Raw genomic sequence first — 21159 nt, 5'->3', positions numbered from 1 at the left:
GGCCGTCCTTGTGGCGGGCCCCTCCGGCGCCCGGTCAGCCCAGGGCGCGCAGCTGCTCGGAGACCGCCCGCTCGACGCAGGCGGCCGTGTCGTTCCAGGACGCCGCGGCGCCGTAGGTCGCGGACAGGTCGACGACCCGCAGCCCGGACAGCCGGGTGGCGGGGGCGTCCTCGCGCAGGACACCGGCGACCACGACGACGGGGATGCCGTAGGGCTCGGCTGCGTCGACGACCCCGCCGACGACCTTGCCGTTGAACGACTCGGCGTCCAGCGCCCCCTCGCCGGTGACGATCGCGTCCGCCCGGCCCACGGCCTCCTCCAGGCCCACCTGGTCGGCCACCAGCTGCAGCCCCGGCACGAGCGCGCCGCCCAGGACGAGCACCCCGCCGCCCAGGCCCCCGGCCGCCCCCGCCCCGGGGGTCTGCGACACGTCGACGCCGAAGCGCTCGACGTAGTGCCCCTGCAGCGCGAAGAGACGACCGGTGAGCTCGACGACCTGCCCGGCGTCCGCGCCCTTCTGCGGGCCGAAGACCTGCGCGGCCTCGACGAAGGGCGTCTGCACGTCGCACGCCGCGAGCAGCTCGACGCCCCGGTCGACCGGCCGGTCGCCGTCCAGCCCCGCGAGGACCGCCTCGACGGCCCCCCGGCCGCCGTCGCTCATGGCCGAGCCGCCCAGCCCCACGACGACCCGTCGGGCGCCGGCGAGCACGGCCTGCGCCACGAGCTCGCCGGTCCCGGCGCTGGTGGCGCCCATCGGGTCGTTGCCCTCCTTGCCCCCCGCGAGGACCAGCCCGCTCGCCGCCGCCGACTCGATGACCGCGAGACCGTCGTCCTCCCCGAGCCGCCAGTGCGCCTCGACCCGCCTCCCGAGCGGGCCGGTCACGGTGGAGGTGCGGTTGGCCCCGCCGAAGGCGTCGAGCATGCCCTCGCCGCCGTCGGCCATGGGCAGGCCGATGACGTCCCACCCGGCGTCCTGCGCCCCGGCCCGGGCGGCCTGCACGACCTCCGGCGCGGACAGCGACCCCCGGAACTTGTCCGGTGCGACGAGGACGACCGGGCGGCGGGGGCTGGCGTCGTTGCTCACGGCACGAGACTAGACGAGTCGCGGTGGCGCGCCCGGGCACGCATACCCGATGATGGGGCGCATGAGGACCTCGACGACAACCCGCTCCCTGGTCGCCGCGGTGGCCGCCACCGCCCTCCTGGCGGGGTGCAACGCCGGGTCCAGCACCACGGGCTCCGCCGAGGGCGGGGACGAGGCCGGTGGCGCCGAGGAGGGGGGCGGCGAGGACGCCGGGCAGACCGGGGGGTCGGCCTCCGGCGGCTCCGACGAGACCGTGCGGGTGGGGCTGGTCGCCGAGCCCGCGAGCCTGGACTTCACCACGACCGACGGGGCGGCGATCCCGCAGCTGCTGCTGGACAACGTCTACGAGACGCTGGTCAGCGTCGACGTCGAGACCGGTGACATCGTGCCCGCCCTCGCGACCGACTGGGAGGTCAGCGAGGACCGGCTGACCTACACCTTCACCCTGGAGGAGGGGGTCACCTTCTCCGACGGCAGCGAGTTCACCGCCGAGGACGCGGCCTTCTCCCTGGAGCGGGTCTCCTCCGACGCCTGGACGATCAGCCTGAAGTCCCAGCTGGACGTCGTGGAGTCGGCCGAGGCGGTGGACGACACCACCCTCGAGGTCACCCTGTCGAGGCCCTCCAACTCCTTCCTCTACGCCCTCACCACCCGGGTCGGGGCGATGTTCGACACCGAGGGGGTGGACGACCTGGCCGAGGAGGCCGTCGGCACCGGCCCCTACACCTTCGAGGCCTGGGACCGCGGTTCCCAGATCACCCTGGAGCGCAACCCCGACTACCACGGCGACGCGCCCTACTTCGCCACGGTGGAGATGCGCTACTTCCAGGACGCCAACGCGCTCAACAACGCCATGCTCACCGACGCCATCGACGTCGTCTCGACCGTGCAGGCCCCGGAGTCGCTGGCCGAGTTCGAGGGGGGCGACTTCCAGATCGTCGAGGGCACCACCAACGGCGAGGTCGTCCTGTCGATGAACCAGCAGGAGGGCAACCCGCTCGCCGACCCCGCCCTGCGCGAGGCGGTCCGGCACGCCATCGACCACCAGGCGCTTATGGACACCTGCTGGGCCGGCCGCGGCGAGCTCATCGGCTCGATGGTCCCGCCGACCGACCCCTGGTACGAGGACCGCACCGGTGACTTCCCCTTCGACCCGGCCCGCGCCGAGGAGCTCATCGCCGAGGCCGGTGCGGAGGGCACCGAGCTGCGGCTGCGCATACCGACGCTGCCGTATGCCGTGTCCTGCGGCACGGTCGTGGAGTCCATGCTCGAGGACGTCGGGCTGGAGGTGACCATCGACGAGCTGGAGTTCCCCGCGGCCTGGCTGGAGACGGTCTTCACCAACAAGGACTTCGACATGTCGATCGTGGCGCACGTCGAGCCCCGCGACATGGCCAACGTCTTCGGCAGCCCGGACTACTACACGACCTACGGCACCGAGGAGATCCAGACCCTCTTCGAGGAGGCCGACACCGGCACCGAGGAGGAGCAGGTCACGAAGCTCCAGGAGGCGGCCGCGCTCATCAGCGAGGACGCCGCCGCGGACTTCCTCTTCCTGCTGCCCAACCTCATGGTCGCCGACCCGGACATCACCGGTCTGCCGACCAACGCCATCAAGGAGTCCTTCGACCTCGGCGACCTCGCCCGGGAGTGACTCCCGGCCGGTTCGTCCGCCGACAGCCTGTTCGAGGGGGCCGTCAGCTGACGAACCGGCCGTCAGTCGGCCACGCGGCCGGTGGATGACCTCCCGGTCGCGGCCGAGGCGACCTAGAGTGCTCGCATGGTCCTGCGACTGCTGCACCGCGCGATGGTCTTCGTGCTCAGCGTGCTCGCGGCCTCGGTGCTGGTCTTCGCCTTCATGCGCGTCCTGCCCGGCGACCCCGCCCGGGTGGCGCTGGGCATCAACGCCTCGGACGACTCGGTGGCGGCGCTGCGCGAGCAGTTCGGGCTGGACCGGCCGGTGGTGGTGCAGTACCTCGACTGGATGCGCGGCATGCTTACCCTCGACCCGGGCATCGAGTTCATCTCCCAGGCGGCCATCGGCCCGCAGATCGCCGACCGGCTCCAGGTCACCCTCATCCTCGTCACGACCTCGATGATCCTCGCGGTGCTCGTCGCGGTCCCCGTCGGCATCTGGATGGCCGTGCGGCACCGGCACGCCGACGGCGTCGTCATGTCGGCGGCCTCCCAGGTCGGCGTCGCGATCCCGGCCTTCCTCGCGGGCATCGTGCTCATCTCGGTCTTCGCGGTGCGGCTGCGCTGGGTGCCCAGCGGGGGCTGGGTGGTGCCGGCGCAGGACCCGGTCGGGTTCCTGCTGCGGCTCGTGCTGCCGGCGATCTCGCTGGCCGGGGTGCAGGCGGCCGTCCTCGCGAGGTATGTCCGCTCGGCCGTCCTCGACGTGCTGCGCGAGGACTACCTGCGCACGGCCCGGGCCAAGGGGCTGCGCCCGGTGCAGGCGCTGTGGCGGCACGGGCTGCGCAACGCGGCCGTCCCCGTCGTCACGGTCCTCGGGCTGCAGCTGGCGACCCTGCTCGTCGGCGCCGTCGTCATCGAGCGGGTGTTCGTCATCCCCGGCCTGGGGTCGTTGCTCCTCGACTCGGTCGCCCAGCGCGAGATCCTCACCGTGCAGACCGTCGTCATGGTGCTCGTCGTCGCGACGCTGCTCATCACCTTCCTCGTCGACGCGCTCTACCTCGTCATCGACCCGCGGCTGCGGACGGGCTCGCGGTGAGCGAGGTCCAGGGTGCGGCGGCGGACGCGGTGACCGACTCGGGGCAGGCGCCCGCGGGGGGCTCCCGGGGGCGCGCCCTCAACCCCTCGCTGCTCGTCGGCGGCGCGATCGTGGCGGTCGTCGTCGGGCTGGCGCTCCTGTCCTACGTCTGGACCCCCTACCCACCCATGCGCGTCCTGCCGGTCGAGCCCTACCAGACCCCCAACGCCGAGCACTGGCTCGGCACCGACCGCCTGCGGCGCGACGTCCTCACGCAGATCCTCGTCGGCGCGCGCACGACCCTCTTCGTCGGGTTCGTCGCCGTCGGGGTCGCGGCGCTGGTCGGCGTGCCGCTGGGCATCCTCGCGGCGATGTCACCGGGCTGGCTCGGGCAGCTGGTCATGCGCTCCAACGACGTGCTGCTGGCCTTCCCGGCGCTGCTGCTGGCGATCATGTTCGCCGCCCTCTACGGCGGCTCGACCCGGGTCGCGATGATCGCCATCGGCATCGCCACCATCCCGGCCTTCGCGCGGATCACCCGGTCCGGGGCGCTGTCGGTGATGACGACGGAGTACGTCGTCGCCGCGCGGGCCGCGGGCCGCTCGCCGCTCGGGATCGCGGTGCGCCACGTCGTCCCTAACGTCGCGGGTCTCGTCATCGTGCAGGCCTCGGTCTCCTTCGCCATCGCGATCCTCGCCGAGGCGGCGCTCGCCTACCTCGGCCTGGGGACGCCCACCGGCCAGGCCAGTTGGGGGCGGATGCTCTACGAGGCGCAGACCACGCTGCGCTCGGCACCCCACCTCGTGCTCATCCCGGGCGCGGCCATCGCCCTGTCGGTGCTCGGCTTCAACCTCTTCGGCGACGGGCTGCGCGACTGGCTGGACCCCCGGCTGGAGGACCGGTGAGCGCGGCTGACGACCGCACCGTGCTGGCGGTGGAGGGCCTCGACGTGGGGACGGGGCACACCGCGCTGCTGCACGACGTGAGCTTCGCCATCGCCCGCGGCGAGCGGGTCGGGCTCATCGGGGAGTCCGGGTCGGGCAAGTCGCTCACCGCGCTCGCCGTCATGGGGCTGCTCGGCGAGGGGCTGCACGCGCGGGGCGACGTCCGGCTCTCCGGGCGGACCCCGGCGACCCGGAACCTGCTGGAGGTGGGGGAGCGCGAGATGGCGCGGCTGCGCGGCGACGCGGTGTCGATGGTCTTCCAGGAGCCGATGACCGCCCTCAACCCGACCATGCGGGTGGGTGCGCAGGTCGCCGAGGTGATGCGGATCCACGGCACGCGGGACAAGGCCGGCGCCCGGGCGCGCGCGGTCGAGCTGCTGGACCAGGTGGGGCTTCCCGACCCGGCGCACCTGGCCCGGTCCTACCCGCACGAGCTCTCCGGCGGCCAACGGCAACGGGTCGTGCTCGCGATCGCGCTGGCCAACGACCCGGCGCTGCTCATCTGCGACGAGCCGACGACCGCGCTCGACGTCACCGTGCAGGCGACCGTGCTCGACCTCGTGGTGCGCGGCGTGCAGGAGCGCGACGCGGCGATGCTCTTCATCACGCACGACCTGGCCGTCGTCGCGACCGTCTGCGAGCGGGTGCTGGTGATGTACGGCGGCCGCGTCGTCGAGGCCGGTCCCGTCGGCGAGGTCTTCGCGGACCCGCGCCACCGCTACACCCAGGGCCTCATCGGCGCGTCCGACCTCACCGGGGAGCAGGGGCGGCGCGAGCGCGCCGCGCTGCCGACCATCCCGGGGACGGTGCCGGCGGCCGGACGCTTCCCGGACGGCTGCGTCTTCCGCAGCCGGTGCGCGCACGCGACCGCCGGGTGCGCGACGCCGCCGGGGTGGACCCCCCGGCACGAGGGGTCGGCGGACGCGCGGGCCGCGGGCTACGCCTGCATCCACCCGGCGGGAGCGGACGACGGGACCCGACCGGACCGGGCGACGAGGGCGGTGGGCTGACGTGAGCGGGACACCGGCGATCGAGCTGCGGGAGGTGTGCCGTGACTTCCGGCGCCCGCGCACGTCCCTGCGCGAGGCACCGCCGGTCGTCCGTGCGGTGCGGGACGTGTCCCTGTCGATCGCACCGGGCGAGCGCTTCGGGATCGTCGGGGAGTCCGGGTCCGGGAAGTCGACCCTGCTGCGGCTCATCTGCGGGCTGGACCGGCCGACCTCCGGGGAGGTGCTCGTGGAGGGCCGGTCCGTCGGCGACCGGCCGGCCCGGCGCCTGGGGTGGCTGCGCCGCCGGTTGCAGCTGGTCTTCCAGGACCCGATGAGCAGCCTGGACCCCCGCATGCGGGTGCGCGACATCGTCGCCGAGCCCCTCGTGTCGCAGGGCATCGGCGGTGACCACGCGGCCCGGGTCGGCGAGCTGCTGGAGCGGGTCGGGCTGGACCCGGAGGCGGCGGGCCGCTACCCCCACCAGTTCTCCGGCGGGCAGCGGCAGCGGATCTCGGTCGCCCGGGCGCTCGCCCCCGACCCGGACATCCTCGTCATGGACGAGCCGGTCTCGGCGCTCGACGTGTCGGTGCGCGCCCAGGTGCTCAACCTCGTCGACGAGATCGTCGACGGGCTCGACCTCACGCTGGTCTTCGTCAGCCACGACCTGTCCGTGGTGCGCCACGTCTGCGACCGGGTCGCGGTCATGAGCCAGGGGGAGGTCGTCGAGACCGGGGAGACCGAGCGGGTCTTCTCCGAGCCGGGGCACGACTACACCCGCTCCCTCGTCGCCGCGATCCCCGACCTGCGCGCCGCGCTCGCCGGCCGCAGCGCCGAGGACCTCGCCCGCGGGGTGGGCACGACCTCCTGAGGGGGGTCGGCGTCGACGCCGTGCGGCGGGTCCGCGGCAGGTGTGTGGCCGGCCCCGGCTAGTGTCAGCAGCGCTGGACCACACTCGACGCAGAGAGGGGGGCGGCGTGCTCATCGGCATACCGCGCGAGCCCCGGGAGGCTCAGGCGATCGTCGCCGCCACGCCCACCACCGTGACCGCGCTGCGCAAGCGGGGCCACGAGGTGCTCGTCGAGCGCGGCGCGGGGGAGCGGGCGAGCTGTCCCGACGTGGCCTACACCGAGGCGGGGGCCCGGCCGGCCGACCGGGCGGAGGTGCTCGCGGCCGACCTCGTCCTGCAGGTGGACGCCCCCACGACCGGGCAGCTGGAGGCGATGCGCCCCGGTGGCGCCGTCGCCTCGCTCATGGCCCCCGCCCGCTCGCCGGAGCTGCTCGAGGCGCTGGCCGCCCACGGGGTCACCGGGCTGGCGATGGACGCCGTGCCCCGCATCTCGCGGGCGCAGAGCCTGGACGTGCTGAGCTCCATGGCCAACCTCGCGGGCTACCGCGCGGTCATCGAGGCCGCCCACGACTACGGCGGGATGCTCGCCGGCCAGGTCACCGCGGCGGGCACGACGCCACCGGCGACGGTCTTCGTCGTCGGCGCCGGGGTCGCCGGCCTGGCCGCGATCGGCGCGGCCCAGTCGCTGGGGGCGCAGGTCCGCGCCTTCGACGTCCGCCCCGAGGTGGCCGAGCAGGTCGAGTCGATGGGGGCCACCTTCGTCACCCTCGAGGTCGACGTCGGCGGCGGCCGCTCCGACGGGTATGCCGGTGAGCTCACCGGGGACGCCGAGCGTGCCACCCAGGAGCTCTACGCCCAGGAGGCGATGACCGCCGACATCGTCATCACGACGGCCCTCATCCCCGGACGGCCGGCCCCGCGGCTCATCGACGCCGGCACGGTCGGCGCCATGCGGCCCGGCTCGGTCGTCGTCGACCTGGCCGCCGCCACCGGCGGCAACGTCGAGGGCACGGTGGCCGACGAGCGGGTCGTCACCGACGGCGGCGTGACCCTCCTCGGCTGGACCGACCTCGCCGGGCGGATGCCCGCCCAGGCCAGCCAGCTCTACGGCACCAACATGGTCAACCTCGTTGCGCTGCTGGACGACGAGGGCCACCTCGGGCTCGACCTCGAGGACCAGGTGGTCCGCGCCGTCACCGTCGCCCACGAGGGGCAGGTGCTCTGGCCACCGCCACCGGTCCCGGTGAGCGCCGCCCCGCCCCCGGCCCCCGAGCAGGGCGAGGGGGCGGGGGAGCCGGCCGCACGGCATACCCCGGAAGACCTGGTGCGGGACCCGCGGCGACGTCGGGCGGTCGTGCTGAGCCTGGCGGTGCTCGCGGCCGTGGGTGCCGCGTTCGCGCCGGACGAGCTGCGGATGCACCTGACCGTCTTCGCGCTCGCCGTCATCGCGGGCTACTACGTCATCTCGCACGTGACCCACGCGCTGCACACGCCGCTCATGTCCGTCACCAACGCCATCAGCGGCATCATCTGCGTCGGGGCGATCCTGCAGGTCGGCAGCAGCAGCACCTGGGTCACCGCGCTCGCGCTGGTCGGCATCACGGTCGCCTCGATCAACATCTTCGGCGGGTTCACGGTGACCCACCGCATGCTCGGGATGTTCCGGAGGGCGGAGTCGTGACGCTGACCTCGGCGGTCGACGCCGCCTACCTCGTCGCCGCGCTGCTCTTCCTCGGGGCCCTCGCCGGGCTCTCCCGGCACGAGTCCGCCCGCCGGGGCAACCTGCTCGGCATCACCGGGATGGCCCTGGCACTCCTCGCCACCGTCGTGCTGGCGGTGAGCACCGCCGAGCGGGGCGCGCTGACGACGCTGCTGCTCATCGCCGTGGCCATGTCGGTGGGGGCGGCCGTCGGCATCTGGCGGGCCCGGGTCGTGGCGATGACCGGGATGCCCGAGCTGGTCGCGATCCTGCACAGCTTCGTCGGGGTCGCGGCCGTGATCGTCGGCATCAACACCTTCCTCGGCGAGAGCTCCCCCGGCGCGGCCGGCGTCAGCCAGCGGATCGAGATCGCCGCCGGGGTCCTCATCGGGGCGGTGACCTTCACCGGGTCGGTCGTCGCGTGGGCCAAGCTGTCCGCACGGATGAGGAGCGCGCCGCTGGTGCTGCCCCGGCGCCACCTGCTCAACCTCGTCGTCGTGCTCGCCAGCCTCGCGGTGTCCGTGTGGTTCGTCGTCGCGCCGAGCCTGCTGCCGCTGCTCCTCCTCACCCTGCTCGCCCTCGCCCTGGGCGCCCACCTCGTCGCCTCCATCGGCGGGGGCGACATGCCGGTGGTCGTGTCGATGCTCAACTCCTACAGCGGGTGGGCCGCCGCGGCGGCCGGCTTCATGCTGGGCAACGACCTGCTCATCATCACCGGCGCGCTCGTCGGCAGCTCCGGCGCGATCCTCTCCTGGATCATGTGCAAGGCCATGAACCGCTCCTTCGTCTCGGTCATCGCCGGGGGGTTCGGCGCCGACCCGGTCGCCGGCAGCGGGGGCGACGACGAGGTGGGCACCCACCGCGAGGTCGGGGCCGAGGGGGTGGCGGAGATGCTGCGCCAGGCTCGCTCGGTCGTCATCACCCCGGGCTACGGGATGGCGGTCGCGCACGCCCAGCACCCGGTCGCCCGCCTGGTCGAGCGCCTGGGCGAGCTCGGCGCGGACGTGCGCTTCGGCATCCACCCCGTGGCGGGGCGGCTGCCCGGTCACATGAACGTCCTGCTGGCCGAGGCGCGGGTGCCCTACGACGTCGTGCTCGGCATGGACGAGATCAACGGCGACCTCGCCTCGACCGACGTCGTGCTCGTCATCGGCGCCAACGACACCGTCAACCCGGCCGCCATCGAGCAGCCGGGCAGCCCGATCGCCGGGATGCCCGTGCTGCAGGTGTGGGAGGCCCGGGACGTCGTGGTGTTCAAGCGCTCGATGGCCACCGGCTACGCCGGCGTCCAGAACCCGTTGTTCTTCCGCGACAACACCCAGATGATCTTCGGCGACGCCAAGGCCAAGGTCGAGGAGATCCTGGCCGCGCTGAGCCCGTGACAGGGTAGGCGCATGCAGCGCACCGCCGGCCCGACGAACTCCCTGCACGACGTGGCCGGTCTCGCGGTCGGCCACCACGAGCGGGTCGGCGAGGGGTGGCTCACCGGCACCACCGTGGTCCGGTGCCCGGCCGAGGGTGCGGTCGCCGGGGCGGACGTCCGCGGCGGGGCACCCGGCACCCGGGAGACCGACCTGCTCGACCCGCGCAACCTGGTGGAGCGGGTGCACGCCCTCGTGCTGTCGGGAGGCTCGGCGTTCGGGCTGGCCGCCGCCGACGGCGTCATGCGCGAGCTGTACGCCCAGGGGCGAGGCTTCCCCATGGGCGGACCGGGCGACGTCGTGCCGATCGTGCCGGCAGCGGTGTGCTTCGACCTGGGTCGGGGCGGGGACTTCGGCGCCTTCCCCGACGCCGGGTTCGGGGTCGCCGCGCTGGCGGCGGCGGACGGTGGTCCGGGCGCGGCCGAGGCGGTGGCGCAGGGGAGCGTCGGTGCCGGTGCCGGCACCCAGGTGGGCGGGCTGCGTGGCGGGGTAGGCACGGCGAGCGGGGTGCTGGCCGACGGCACGACGGTCGCCGCCCTGGTCGTCGTCAACGCGGTGGGCTCCGCGGTCGACGTCGCCACCGGCGAGCTCTGGGGGGCCCGGCACCTGATGGCCGAGGACCTCGCCGACCTGGGCGACTGGCCCGACGGTCGGTGGCCGCAGCGGCCCGGGCCCGAGGAGCTCGCGGCGGCGCGCGCGGCCGCCGAGGAGGCCGGTGCCACCAGCGCGGTGCCGCGGTCGCTGGCCACCACCATCGGCGTGGTCGCGACCGACGCCGCGCTCGACCCGGCGCAGTGCGCCCGGCTCGCCACCAGCGGGCACGACGGCATGGCCCGTGCGGTCAACCCGATCCACACGATGTTCGACGGCGACAGCCTGTTCGGCCTCGCGACCTGCGGACGTGCCGCCCCGGACCAGGCCGGCTTCCACGCCATGCTGCACACCTCGGGTGAGGTCGTCACCCGGGCCATGGTCCGGGCCCTGCTCGCGGCGCGGACCATCACCACCCCGGCCGGCACGTGGCGCAGCTACCTGGACGCCTTCCCCTCCGCCGCCCGCCCCTGACCCGTACCGCGACCTCGACCCGCCCCTGACCCGCCCCTGACCCGCCCCTGACCGCGATCGCACCAGACGCGCGGTCCGATCGCACCGGACGCGTCGTCCGATCGCACCGGACGCGTGGTCCGGCCCCACCAGACGCGTGGTCCGGCCCCACCGGACGCGTGGTCCGGCCGCACCGGAGGGCGCCGTCACCACGTAGACTCGCCCGGCGTGGCACTGCATACCTCTGCGCCGGCCGAGAGCGGCCGCGACGTCGTCCTCACCCTGTCCTGCCCCGACCGCCGGGGCGTGGTGCACGCGGTGTCCGGGGCGATGCTCGAGCACGACCTGACGATCACCGAGAGCCAGCAGTTCGCCGACCCGAGCACGGGGGAGTTCCACCTGCGGATGGAGGCGACCCGCGAGGGGTCCCCCGTCGCGATCGAGGAGCTGCGTGCGGGGCTGGCCGACGTGGCGGACGGGCTCGACGGGCAGTGGCAGGTGCACGACCGGGCCGAGCCCCACCGCCTGCTCGTCATGGTGAGCAAGATGGGGCACTGCCTCAACGACCTGCTCTTCCGCACCCGCACCGGACAGCTGCCCGTGACCATCCCGGCCATCGTGTCCAACCACGAGGACTTCCGGGCGCTCGCGGAGTGGCACGACATCCCGTTCCACCACCTGCCGGTCACGCCCGACACCAAGGCCGACGCCGAGGCCGGCCTCCGCGAGATCGTCGAGAGCCACGACATCGACACCATCGCCCTGGCGCGCTACATGCAGGTGCTCTCACCCGCGATGTGCGCGGACTACTCGGGCCGCATCATCAACATCCACCACTCGCTGCTGCCGAGCTTCAAGGGAGCCAAGCCCTACACCCAGGCGCACGACCGTGGCGTCAAGGTCATCGGCGCCACCGCGCACTACGTCACGGCCGACCTGGACGAGGGCCCGATCATCGAGCAGGACTTCCGTCGGGTGGACCACCGGCTGACCCCGGCCCAGCTCGCGCAGCAGGGCCAGGAGGTCGAGGCGACCGCCTTCTCGCGGGCCATTGGCTGGCACGCCGAGCACCGTGTCGTGCTGCGCTCCGGCCGCACCATCGTCTTCTCCTGACCCCGGCCCGGCCGGCCCGGCCCCCGCGCGGCCGCCCGGACCAGGACGGCCCCCGGCGTCGCCCGGTGGCTCGCCGCGGCTCACCCGGGCGGCGTGAACCGCCCGTCGATCGCCGTCCACCCGCCGTCGACCATCACCTGGGTGCCGGTGACGAAGCTCGCCGCGTCCGAGGCCAGCCAGGCGACCGCCCCGACCATCTCCTCCGGGCGCGCCCAGCGACCCAGCGCCGACTTCTCGGCATACGCCCTGTCCCAGTCCGCGTCGTCGCGGATCTGCTGCGTCAGCGGGGTCGCCACGACCCCCGGCGCGACCGCGTTGATGCGCACCCCGGCCGGCCCGAGCTCGGCCGCCCACGTGCGCACCAGCTGCATCACGCCGGCCTTGGTCGCGGCGTACACCCCCTGCCCGGGCTCGACGGTCACGGCACGGATCGAGGTCAGCGCGACGACGGACCCGGCCCCTCGCTCGACCATCCCCGGGGCGAAGGCGCGCACCGCCTGGAAGGTGCCCCGCAGGTTGAGGTCCACGACGCGGTCGAACTCCTCGGCGGTGTAGTCCAGCAGCCGCTTGCGGACGTTCATCGCGGCGGTGAGCACCAGCACGTCGACGTCGCCGAGCCGCGCCGCGCACTCCGCGAGCGCGTCGGTGTCCAGCACGTCGACGGGGTGTCCCGCCCCTCCCGGCGCGCGCTCCAGCGCCGCTCGGGCGACCCCCGGGTCCCGGTCGAGGCAGCTCACCCGCGCGCCCTGGGCCGCGAGGCCGGCGACGATCTCGGCGCCGATCCCCCCGCACCCGACGACCACGGCGTGCCGGCCGTCGAGACGGAACATCTGTGCGTAGTCCAGGCTCATGTGCTGATCCTGCCAGCACCGAGGTGCGGCGCACGGCCGGCCCGGGGGAGAGCCAGGTGTGGCGCCCGGTCGGGCCGGCGGCGCCCGGTCGGGCCGGCTCAGCGGCCGCGCAGCAGCTCCGCGCCGCGCTCGCGCAGCTCGACCTTGCGCACCTTGCCCGTGACGGTCATGGGGAAGTCCTCGACGACCTGGACGTGCCGCGGGATCTTGTAGCGGGCGAGCGACCCGGAGCAGAACTCCTCCACGGCCTCCCGGGTGAGCGGCTCGGCGCCCTCCCGGAGCCGCACCCAGGCCATGAGCTCCTCGCCGTAGCGCTCGTCCGGCACCCCCACGACCTGCGCGTCGAGCACGTCGGGGTGGGTGTAGAGCACCTCCTCCACCTCCCGGGGCGAGATGTTCTCCCCGCCCCGGATGACGAGGTCCTTGATGCGGCCGGTGATCTCGACATACCCCTCGTCGTCCATCACCCCGAGGTCGCCGGTCGCCATCCACCCGTCCCGCAGGACCTCGGCGGTGCGTTCCGGGTCCTCCCAGTAGCCGAGCATGACCGAGTAGCCCCGGGTGCAGAACTCCCCGGCGACCCCGCGCGGCAGGACCTCGCGCGTCGTGGGGTCGACGATCTGGATCTCCAGATGCGGCCCCACCCGTCCGACCGTGCCGACCTTCCTGTCGAAGGGGTCGTCCGGGGCGGTCTGCGTGGAGACCGGCGAGGTCTCGGTCATGCCGTAGCAGATCGTCATCTCCTCGACGCCGGCCTGGATGAGCGAGCGCATGACCGATGCCGGGCAGGGTGACCCTGCCATGATCCCGGTGCGGACCGAGGCCAGGTCCTCGGTGGTGAGCTCGTCGTCGGTGTCGAGCAGCTCCAGCATGGCGATGAACATCGTCGGCACGCCGTAGAGGGAGGTGCACTGCTCGTCCCGCACCGCCCGCAGGGTCGCGGCGGGGTCGAACCCGGGGCCCGGGATGACCATGCAGGCGCCGTGCGTGGTCGCCGCCAGCGTGCCCATGACCATCCCGAAGCAGTGGTAGAACGGCACGGGTATGCAGATGACGTCGCGCTCGGTGTAGCGGCACCCCTCCCCGACGAAGAACCCGTTGTTGAGGATGTTGCGGTGGGAGAGCGTCGCGCCCTTGGGGAAGCCGGTGGTGCCGGAGGTGTACTGGATGTTGATGGGCTGGTCCGGGGTGAGCGTCGCCTGCAGCTCCGCGAGGCGTCCGGGGCTGACCTGGTGCGCCCCGGAGAGGACGTCGTCCCACCCCTCGCCCCCGATGACGAGCACCTGGGCCAGGTCGGGGCACTCACCGCGCACGCGCTCGACCATCTCCGGGTAGGCACTGCCCCGGAACTCCTGGGCGACGACGACCGTGCTCGCCCCCGACTGCCGCAGCACGTAGGCCAGCTCGCGGGTGCCGTAGGCCGGGTTGATGGTGACGAGGATGGCTCCGACCTTGGCGGTCGCCAGCTGCACCAGGGTCCACTCGGCGCAGTTCGGTGCCCAGATGCCGACCCGGTCACCGGTGCGCACCCCGGAGGCGACGAGCGCCCGGGCGACCAGGTTGACGTCGCCGACGAGCTCGGCATACGTCCAGCGGCGGCCGGTGGAGACCTCGACCAGCGCCTCCCGGTCGGGGTGCCGGTGGGCGGTCTCGTCGAGGTTGTCCCCGATGGTCTGCTCGAGCAGCGGGGGTTCGGCGACCCCGGTGGTATGGGCCAGCGCCTGTGCCATGCCCCCCATCCTGCCGTCCGCGCGCTGCGGGCACCAGGGGTGCGGCTGTCCTAGAGTCGCTCCCATGACGACCACTGCCGACCCCGCCCGCGACGCCCGGATCCGGGAGCTCTCCCGCACGCACGTCATGACCTCCTGGTCGGCCCAGCGGGCGATCGACCCGGTGCCGCTGGCCGGCGGCGAGGGCGCCTACTTCTGGGACCACCAGGGCCGTCGGTTCCTCGACTTCTCCTCCCAGCTGGTGAATGTCAACATCGGCTACCAGCACCCGCGCCTGTCGGCCGCCGTCGCCGAGGCGGCCGGGCGGCTGACCACGGTCGCCCCGGCGTTCGCGGAGGAGAGCCGGGCCGAGGCCGCGGCCCTCATCTCGGGGCTGGCGCCGGAGGGCATGAGCAAGGTCTTCTTCACCAACGGCGGGGCCGAGGCCAACGAGAACGCCCTGCGCATGGCCCGGGCGCACACCGGGCGGCACAAGGTCCTGGCGTCCTACCGCAGCTACCACGGGGGCACGGCCGGGGCGATCACCCTGACCGGCGAGGCCCGGCGGTGGGGCGGCGAGCCGGGCATCCCGGGGGTGGTCCACTTCTGGGGCCCGCACCTGTTCCGCAGCGAGTTCCACGCCACCACCCAGGAGGAGGAGAGCGAGCGCGCCCTGCTGCACCTGCGGCACACCCTCGAAGCGGAGGGGCCGGGCCAGGTGGCCGCGATCATCCTGGAGACCGTCGTCGGGTCCAACGGCATCCTCGTGCCGCCGCCCGGCTACCTGCCCGGGGTGCGGGCGCTGTGCGACGAGTTCGGCATCCTGCTCATCCTCGACGAGGTCATGGCCGGCTTCGGACGGACCGGGGCGTGGTTCGCCCTGGACCACTTCGGGGTGCGGCCCGACCTCATCACCTTCGCCAAGGGGGTGAACTCGGGGTATGTCCCGCTCGGCGGCGTCGTCATCGACGACCGGGTCGCGGCGACCTTCGACGAGCGGCCCTTCCCGGGCGGCCTGACCTACTCCGGCCACGCCCTCGCCACCGCGTCGGCCGTCGCCGCGATCACCATCATGCGTGAGGAGGGGATCGTCGAGCACGCCGCGCAGGTGGGGGAGCGCAGCCTGGGCCCGGCCGCGACGGCGCTGCTCGGCACGAACCCGCTGGTGGGCGATGTGCGGGGGCTCGGGGTGTTCTGGGTCGTCGAGCTCGTCGCCGACCAGGCCTCGCGCGAACCGGCCTCCGGTGAGATCATGAAGGCGGTGCAGGCTGGTTGCGTGGAGCGGGGGATGTGGCCGCTGATCGTGGCCAACCGCGTGCACCTGGTGCCGCCGTGCGTGATCACCGACGAGGACGCCTCCCGTGGCGTGGCGATCCTCGCCGACGTGCTGGCGGGCGTGACGCCGTGACCGCACAAGCAGGAAGCAGGGGACATGATGGACCCGTCTCACCTCGTCGAGGTCCGCGTGAGCGTGCCCTCGATGGAGTCCGCCCGACACATCGGTGAGGAGCTCGTGGCCCGTAGGGCCGCCGCCTGCGTGCAGGTGCTGGGGCCGATGACCTCGATCTACAGCTGGCAGAGCGAGGTGCACCAGAGCAAGGAGTGGCTGCTGCTGGCCAAGACCTCGCGGGAGGCCTTCGGGCGACTCTGCGAGACCGTGACGTCGCTGCACCCCTACGAGGTGCCCGAGATCATGGCCGTCCCCGTGGTCGACGCGCTGGAGTCGTATGCCGGGTGGGTGACCCACCACCTGCGGGGGTCCGGGGCGGAGCAGCCCCGGGGGCCAGGCTTCTGAGCCGACCTGCTGGAGCGGGCGACGAGAATCGAACTCGCGTATTCAGCTTGGGAAGCTGATGTTCTACCATTGAACTACGCCCGCAGGGCCTCGGATCGAGGCGACAATCATGATAACCACCCCGGGTGTCCCCGACCAAAGTCACCCCCCGGCTAGGGTGTCGTCGTGCTGCTCTCCGACCGCGACATCCTCGCCTCGATCGACGCCGGCCGGGTCCGGCTGGACCCCTGGGACCCGACGATGGTCCAGCCCTCCAGCGTCGACATCCGCCTCGACCGCTACTTCCGGCTCTTCGACAACCACAAGTACCCGGTCATCGACCCGGCCCAGGAGCAGCCCGACCTCACCCGCCTGGTGGAGGTCGAGCCGGGGGAGAGCTTCGTGCTGCACCCGGGGGAGTTCGTGCTGGGGTCGACGTACGAGGAGGTCAGCCTCCCGGACGACATCGCGGCGCGCGTCGAGGGCAAGTCCTCCCTCGGGCGGCTGGGCCTGCTCACGCACGCGACGGCGGGCTTCGTCGACCCGGGGTTCACCGGGCACGTGACCCTGGAGCTGTCCAACGTCGCGACCCTACCCATCGTCCTGCACCCGGGGATGAAGATCGGGCAGCTCTGCTTCTTCCGGCTGAGCTCGGCCTCGCAGCACCCCTACGGGAGCTCGCAGAAGGGCAGCCACTACCAGGGGCAGCGCGGCCCCACCGCCAGCCGCTCCTGGTCCAACTTCCACCGCAGCGACGTCGCGCGCTGAGGCGACGCGACGGCATACCTCCCCGAGGGGGCGGCTGCGGCACGAACGCGCGTCCGGTGCGGACCTAGCGCGCGTCCGGTGCCGGGGACCCGGCTGCGTCGTCGGTGGGGGCGGTGTCGTCGGTGTCGGTGTCGGGGGTGGCGGGCTGGGCGCGCCGGACGGCGGCGAGCAGCATCTGGGCCACATCGACGACCTCGACCTCCTCGCGGGCGCCCTCGGCCTGCTTCTGGGTGAGGCCGTCGGAGAGCATCACCCGGCAGAAGGGGCAGCCGATCGCGATCCGGTCCGCGCCGGTGGCCAGCGCCTCCTCGGTGCGGTTGAGGTTGATGCGGGTCCCGAGCTTCTCCTCCATCCACATGCGGGCGCCGCCGGCGCCGCAGCAGAAGGACTTCTCCCCGTGCCGCGGCATCTCGGTGAGCTGGACGCCGGGCAGCGCACCGATGAGCTCGCGCGGCGGGGCGTAGACCTGGTTGTGCCGGCCGAGGTAGCACGGGTCGTGGTAGGTCACCGACTCCGCGGTCGAGGCGGCCCCCGCCGTGTCCGCGGCGTCCGGCCGGGAGACCGGGGTGAGCCGCTTCTCGCGCACCAGCCGGTTGAGCAGCTGGGTGTGGTGGACGACCTCGAACTGCCCGCCGACCTGGGGGTACTCGTTCTTCAGCGTGTTGAAGCAGTGCGCGCAGGTCACGACGATCTTGGTCGCGCCCACCTCGGTCAGGACCTCGACGTTCTGCAGGGCGAGCATCTGGAAGAGGAACTCGTTGCCGCTGCGCCGCGCCGGGTCGCCGGTGCAGCTCTCGCCGTCGCCGAGCACCGCGAAGCTCACCCCGGCGGTGTGCAGCAGCTCGGCCACCGCGCGCGTCGTCTTCTTGGCGCGGTCCTCGAACGCGCCGGCGCAGCCGACCCAGAAGAGGTAGTCCATCTCGGCGAGGCTCTCGAGGTCCTCGCCCACCACGGGGATGTCGAAGTCGAGGTCCTTGGCCCAGTCCATCCGCAGCCGGGCGTTCATGCCCCACGGGTTGCCCTTGTTCTCGAGGTTCTTGAACAGGCCGCCCAGCTCGGAGGGGAAGGCCGACTCGATGAGGTTCTGGTAGCGCCGCATGTCGACGATCGCGTCCACGTGCTCGATGTCGACGGGGCACTGCTCGACGCAGGCGCCGCAGGTGGTGCAGGACCAGAGGACCTCCGGGTCGATGACGCCACCGCCGTCGGGCACGGTGGGGTCGCCCTCGGTCTCGCCGACCAGCGGGCGCTGAGCCGCGATGACCGCGGTCGTGGGGATGCCGTGCAGCTGCTCGGGCAACCCCTCGGCCCCCGGGCCGCCGGCCGACTCCAGCGCCTTCGCGGCGGCCTCCCGGTGCTCCTGGCCCGCCTGCAGCCACGGGGCGACGGCGTGGTGCTGGTCGCGCAGGTTCTTGACGAGCATCTTGGGCGAGAGCGGCTTGTCGGTGTGCCAGGCCGGGCACTGCTCCTGGCAGCGGCCGCACTCGGTGCAGGTGGAGAAGTCGAGCAGCCCCTTCCAGGTGAAGTCCTCGACCTTGCCGACGCCCAGGGCGGCGTCCTCGTCGAGCTCCTCGATGTTCTCGAAGTCCACCGTCTCGCCCGCGACCCGGATGGGCTGCACCGCGCCGAGCGACGTCGCGCCCTCCGGGTGGCGACGGAACCAGATGTTGAAGAAGGCGAGGAAGCGGTGCCAGGCGACGCCCATCGTCGGGGTGCGGGCGATGATGATCATCCACGCCATGGAGATGAGGATCTTCAGCAGCGCCACCGCGATGATCCCACCCTCGAGGGTGGCGGCCGACGCCCCCGTCAGAGGCGCGCCGAGCCAGGCCGTCAGCGGGAAGTGCAGGGCGCTGGCCCACTCCTCGCCGGTGGCCCTGCCCAGGGCGTACTCCAGCGCGCGCAGCGCGACGATGCACACGCCGACGCCGAGGATGACGAGCTCCACGACGTAGGCCTGCCAGAAGGTCGACCCCCAGAAGCGGGAGCGTCGGCCGTGGGCCCGGGGGTGCTCCCGCTGGCGCACGACGACGAGAACGACGATGCCGACCACGGCGCCCCAGCCGAAGAGCTCGGTCAGCCACTCGTAGGGCCAGAAGTGCCCGATGAGGGGCAGCACGAAGTGCGGGTCGACCAGCTGGCCGTAGGCGGTGACCAGGGTGAGGAAGAGCAGGCCGAAGGAGACCATGACCACCCAGTGCGCCACGGCGACCCAGGGCTTGCGCGCCATCCGGGTGTGCCCCAGCACCTCCCGCAGCAGCGTCGAGGTGCGCAGGCCAGGGGCGTCCGTGCGGGTCTCGGGCTGCCCGAGCCGGAACCGGTCGACGAAGGCGGCGAGGGTGCGGACGAAGAGGGCGACCGCGGCCAGGGTGACCAGGCCCGCGACGACGATGGCGAGGACCTGCAGCACTCCGAAGGACATGGGGGCAGCGTAGTCGTCACCCCGACAGGACGCAGTGCCCGCGAGCGCGTGGCGGACGCCCTACCTGGAATAACGGGGTGTTGCGTGATGTATAACATGCTGAGAGCAGCATGCTGCTGACCCTGCGACGAAAGGCTCCCCCGTGCGCGTCCACGACGACATCACCCAGGCGATCGGCGGCACCCCGCTGGTGCGTCTCAACCGCCTGACCGACGGCATCGCCGACGGCGCCCAGGTCCTGCTCAAGATGGAGTCCCAGAACCCCGCCGCCTCGGTCAAGGACCGTATCGGCGCCTCCATCATCGACGCCGCGGTCGAGGCCGGAGAGCTCGAGCCGGGCGGAACCATCGTGGAGGGCACCTCCGGCAACACCGGCATCGCGCTCGCCATGGTCGGGGCCGCGCGCGGCTACAAGGTCGTCCTCGCCATGCCCGAGACCATGAGCATGGAGCGCCGGGCGCTGCTGCGCGCCTACGGCGCCGAGCTCGTGCTCACCCCGGGTCCCGAGGGGATGAAGGGCGCCGTGGGCAAGGCCGACGAGATCGCCGAGGAGCGCGGGGCGGTCCGGGCCCGGCAGTTCGCCAACCCGGCCAACATCAAGGTGCACTACGAGACGACCGGCCCGGAGATCTGGGAGGACACCGACGGCCAGGTCGACATCTTCGTCGCGGGTGTCGGCACCGGCGGCACCATCACCGGAGCCGGACGCTACCTGCGCGAGCAGAAGCCCGACGTCGGCCTCGTGGTCGTCGAGCCCGCGGACAGCCCCATCCTCACCGGTGGGCAGCCCGGTCCGCACAAGATCCAGGGTCTGGGCGCCAACTTCATCCCGGAGATCCTCGACACCGAGCTCTACGACGAGGTCATCGACGTCGCCCTGGACGACTCCCTGCGCACCGCCCGCTCCCTGGCCACCGAGGAGGGCGTCCTCGCCGGCATCTCCTCCGGGGCCAACGTGTGGGGCGCGCTGCAGGTGGCCCGGCGTCCGGAGAACGCGGGCAAGACGATCGTCGTCGTCATCCCGTCCTTCGGCGAGCGCTACCTCTCGACGGTCCTCTTCGAGGACCTGCGGGACTGACGATGCCCGCCTGGCTGACCCGGGCGCCGCGCCGCGGCGCGAGTGTCGTGCGCCGCGCCACCAGCGCCCTCCGGGAGGACCTGGACGCCGCGCTCGACCGTGACCCCGCCACCACCAGCCGGCTCGAGATGGCGCTGGCCTCCCCGGGCCTGCACGCGCTCTGGGCGCACCGGGCGAGCCACGCGCTGTGGACCTCCGGGGTCCGGCTGCCCGCCCGGTTGCTGTCGCAGGCCGCGCGCGCGGCGACCGGGGTGGAGATCCACCCCGGTGCCACCATCGGCCGACGCTTCTTCGTCGACCACGGCATGGGGGTTGTCATCGGCGAGACGGCGCAGATCGGCGACGACGTCATGCTCTACCACGGGGTGACCCTCGGCGGGCGGTCCCTCGACCCCACCATCAAGCGCCACCCCACCCTGGGTGACGGCGTCACCATCGGCGCGGGGGCCAAGATCCTCGGTGACATCACCGTCGGCCACGGCGCCCAGGTGGGCGCCAACGCGGTGGTCACCAAGGACGTCCCCTCGATGGCGGTCGCGACCGGCATCCCGGCCGCGGTGCGCACCCCCGGCCTGGGCCGGGACCCGCAGGAGGCCCTCTACGACGAGCCCGCGCTGTGGATCTAGCCGTGCTGCGGCATACCGGGTGACGAGTCGCCACCCACGACGACGAAGGCCCACCCCCGGTGCGGGGGTGGGCCTTCGTC

General features: G+C 73.3%; 18 protein-coding genes and 1 tRNA gene. 14 read left to right on the top strand and 5 right to left on the bottom strand.

Features of this window, described 5'->3' with window-relative positions; genetic code table 11:
- Positions 1-34 precede the first annotated feature (34 nt).
- Positions 35-1084: a glycerate kinase family protein gene (locus FHD63_RS13440; RefSeq protein WP_139722463.1), complete on the bottom strand. Its 1050-nt coding sequence runs from the start codon at positions 1082-1084 to the stop codon at positions 35-37.
- Positions 1085-1145: 61 nt separating this feature from the next.
- On the opposite strand from FHD63_RS13440, the gene FHD63_RS13435 reads away from it, so the two are divergent.
- The 9 genes from FHD63_RS13435 to purU all read left to right on the top strand — a co-directional run bounded on the left by FHD63_RS13435 (position 1146) and on the right by purU (position 11851).
- Positions 1146-2738 (top strand): ABC transporter substrate-binding protein, encoded by a 1593-nt coding sequence (locus FHD63_RS13435; protein ID WP_139722462.1) that lies wholly within the window; start codon positions 1146-1148, stop codon positions 2736-2738.
- A gap of 126 nt (positions 2739-2864) precedes the next feature.
- Positions 2865-3815, top strand: a complete 951-nt coding sequence (locus tag FHD63_RS13430) for an ABC transporter permease (RefSeq protein ID WP_139722461.1) — start codon at positions 2865-2867, stop codon at positions 3813-3815.
- On the top strand, positions 3812-4699 hold the full coding sequence (locus tag FHD63_RS13425) for an ABC transporter permease (RefSeq protein WP_139722460.1): 888 nt from the start codon (positions 3812-3814) through the stop codon (positions 4697-4699). The genes FHD63_RS13430 and FHD63_RS13425 overlap by 4 nt, the downstream gene beginning before the upstream one ends.
- Positions 4696-5748, top strand: coding sequence for an oligopeptide/dipeptide ABC transporter ATP-binding protein (locus tag FHD63_RS13420; RefSeq protein ID WP_202978384.1), 1053 nt, complete (start codon positions 4696-4698; stop codon positions 5746-5748). Before FHD63_RS13425 ends, FHD63_RS13420 begins: the two co-directional genes overlap by 4 nt.
- Before the next feature lies 1 nt (position 5749).
- Entirely contained in the window at positions 5750-6595 is an 846-nt protein-coding gene (locus FHD63_RS13415; RefSeq protein WP_139722459.1) for an ABC transporter ATP-binding protein, read from the top strand.
- A gap of 106 nt (positions 6596-6701) precedes the next feature.
- Positions 6702-8255 (top strand): Re/Si-specific NAD(P)(+) transhydrogenase subunit alpha, encoded by a 1554-nt coding sequence (locus tag FHD63_RS13410; protein ID WP_139722458.1) that lies wholly within the window; start codon positions 6702-6704, stop codon positions 8253-8255.
- Positions 8252-9655: a Re/Si-specific NAD(P)(+) transhydrogenase subunit beta gene (gene pntB / locus FHD63_RS13405; protein WP_139722457.1), complete on the top strand. Its 1404-nt coding sequence runs from the start codon at positions 8252-8254 to the stop codon at positions 9653-9655. The genes FHD63_RS13410 and pntB overlap by 4 nt, the downstream gene beginning before the upstream one ends.
- Before the next feature lie 12 nt (positions 9656-9667).
- Positions 9668-10759: a P1 family peptidase gene (locus FHD63_RS13400; RefSeq protein WP_139722456.1), complete on the top strand. Its 1092-nt coding sequence runs from the start codon at positions 9668-9670 to the stop codon at positions 10757-10759.
- A gap of 207 nt (positions 10760-10966) precedes the next feature.
- Positions 10967-11851, top strand: a complete 885-nt coding sequence (gene purU / locus FHD63_RS13395; protein WP_139722455.1) for a formyltetrahydrofolate deformylase — start codon at positions 10967-10969, stop codon at positions 11849-11851.
- A gap of 80 nt (positions 11852-11931) precedes the next feature.
- Here the strand turns inward: purU and FHD63_RS13390 are convergent, their stop codons facing one another.
- Together FHD63_RS13390 and FHD63_RS13385 are read right to left on the bottom strand one after the other, a co-directional pair.
- A complete protein-coding gene (locus FHD63_RS13390) occupies positions 11932-12702 on the bottom strand; it encodes an SDR family NAD(P)-dependent oxidoreductase (protein ID WP_139722454.1) in 771 nt (256 codons plus the stop codon).
- 98 nt (positions 12703-12800) lie between these two features.
- A complete protein-coding gene (locus tag FHD63_RS13385; RefSeq protein ID WP_139722453.1) occupies positions 12801-14432 on the bottom strand; it encodes an AMP-binding protein in 1632 nt (543 codons plus the stop codon).
- Positions 14433-14496: 64 nt separating this feature from the next.
- On the opposite strand from FHD63_RS13385, the gene FHD63_RS13380 reads away from it, so the two are divergent.
- Together FHD63_RS13380 and cutA are read left to right on the top strand one after the other, a co-directional pair.
- Positions 14497-15819, top strand: coding sequence for an aminotransferase class III-fold pyridoxal phosphate-dependent enzyme (locus FHD63_RS13380; RefSeq protein WP_139722452.1), 1323 nt, complete (start codon positions 14497-14499; stop codon positions 15817-15819).
- Positions 15820-15843: 24 nt separating this feature from the next.
- The gene (gene cutA / locus FHD63_RS13375) at positions 15844-16206 is read left to right on the top strand and encodes a divalent-cation tolerance protein CutA (protein WP_139722451.1); all 363 of its coding nucleotides are present in this window, start codon (positions 15844-15846) and stop codon (positions 16204-16206) included.
- 10 nt (positions 16207-16216) lie between these two features.
- Here cutA and FHD63_RS13370 read toward each other — a convergent pair.
- A tRNA-Gly gene (locus tag FHD63_RS13370) sits at positions 16217-16290 on the bottom strand.
- 81 nt (positions 16291-16371) lie between these two features.
- Between FHD63_RS13370 and dcd the strand changes: the two genes are divergently transcribed.
- Positions 16372-16953 carry a dCTP deaminase gene (dcd, locus tag FHD63_RS13365; RefSeq protein WP_139722450.1) on the top strand — a complete coding sequence of 194 codons (582 nt, stop codon included), beginning with the start codon at positions 16372-16374 and terminating at the stop codon, positions 16951-16953.
- Between the two features lie 64 nt (positions 16954-17017).
- Here dcd and FHD63_RS13360 read toward each other — a convergent pair whose 3' ends face one another.
- Entirely contained in the window at positions 17018-19375 is a 2358-nt protein-coding gene (locus FHD63_RS13360; protein ID WP_238705671.1) for a (Fe-S)-binding protein, read from the bottom strand.
- Between the two features lie 142 nt (positions 19376-19517).
- On the opposite strand from FHD63_RS13360, the gene cysK reads away from it, so the two are divergent.
- Together cysK and epsC are read left to right on the top strand one after the other, a co-directional pair.
- Positions 19518-20453 (top strand): cysteine synthase A, encoded by a 936-nt coding sequence (gene cysK / locus FHD63_RS13355; protein WP_139722449.1) that lies wholly within the window; start codon positions 19518-19520, stop codon positions 20451-20453.
- 2 nt (positions 20454-20455) lie between these two features.
- Positions 20456-21079 carry a serine O-acetyltransferase EpsC gene (epsC, locus tag FHD63_RS13350; protein ID WP_139722448.1) on the top strand — a complete coding sequence of 208 codons (624 nt, stop codon included), beginning with the start codon at positions 20456-20458 and terminating at the stop codon, positions 21077-21079.
- Positions 21080-21159: the final 80 nt, after the last annotated feature.

Source organism: Serinicoccus chungangensis, from assembly GCF_006337125.1.
Taxonomy (GTDB): domain Bacteria; phylum Actinomycetota; class Actinomycetes; order Actinomycetales; family Dermatophilaceae; genus Ornithinicoccus; species Ornithinicoccus chungangensis.
This window is presented reverse-complemented; position numbering and strand designations above follow the sequence as displayed.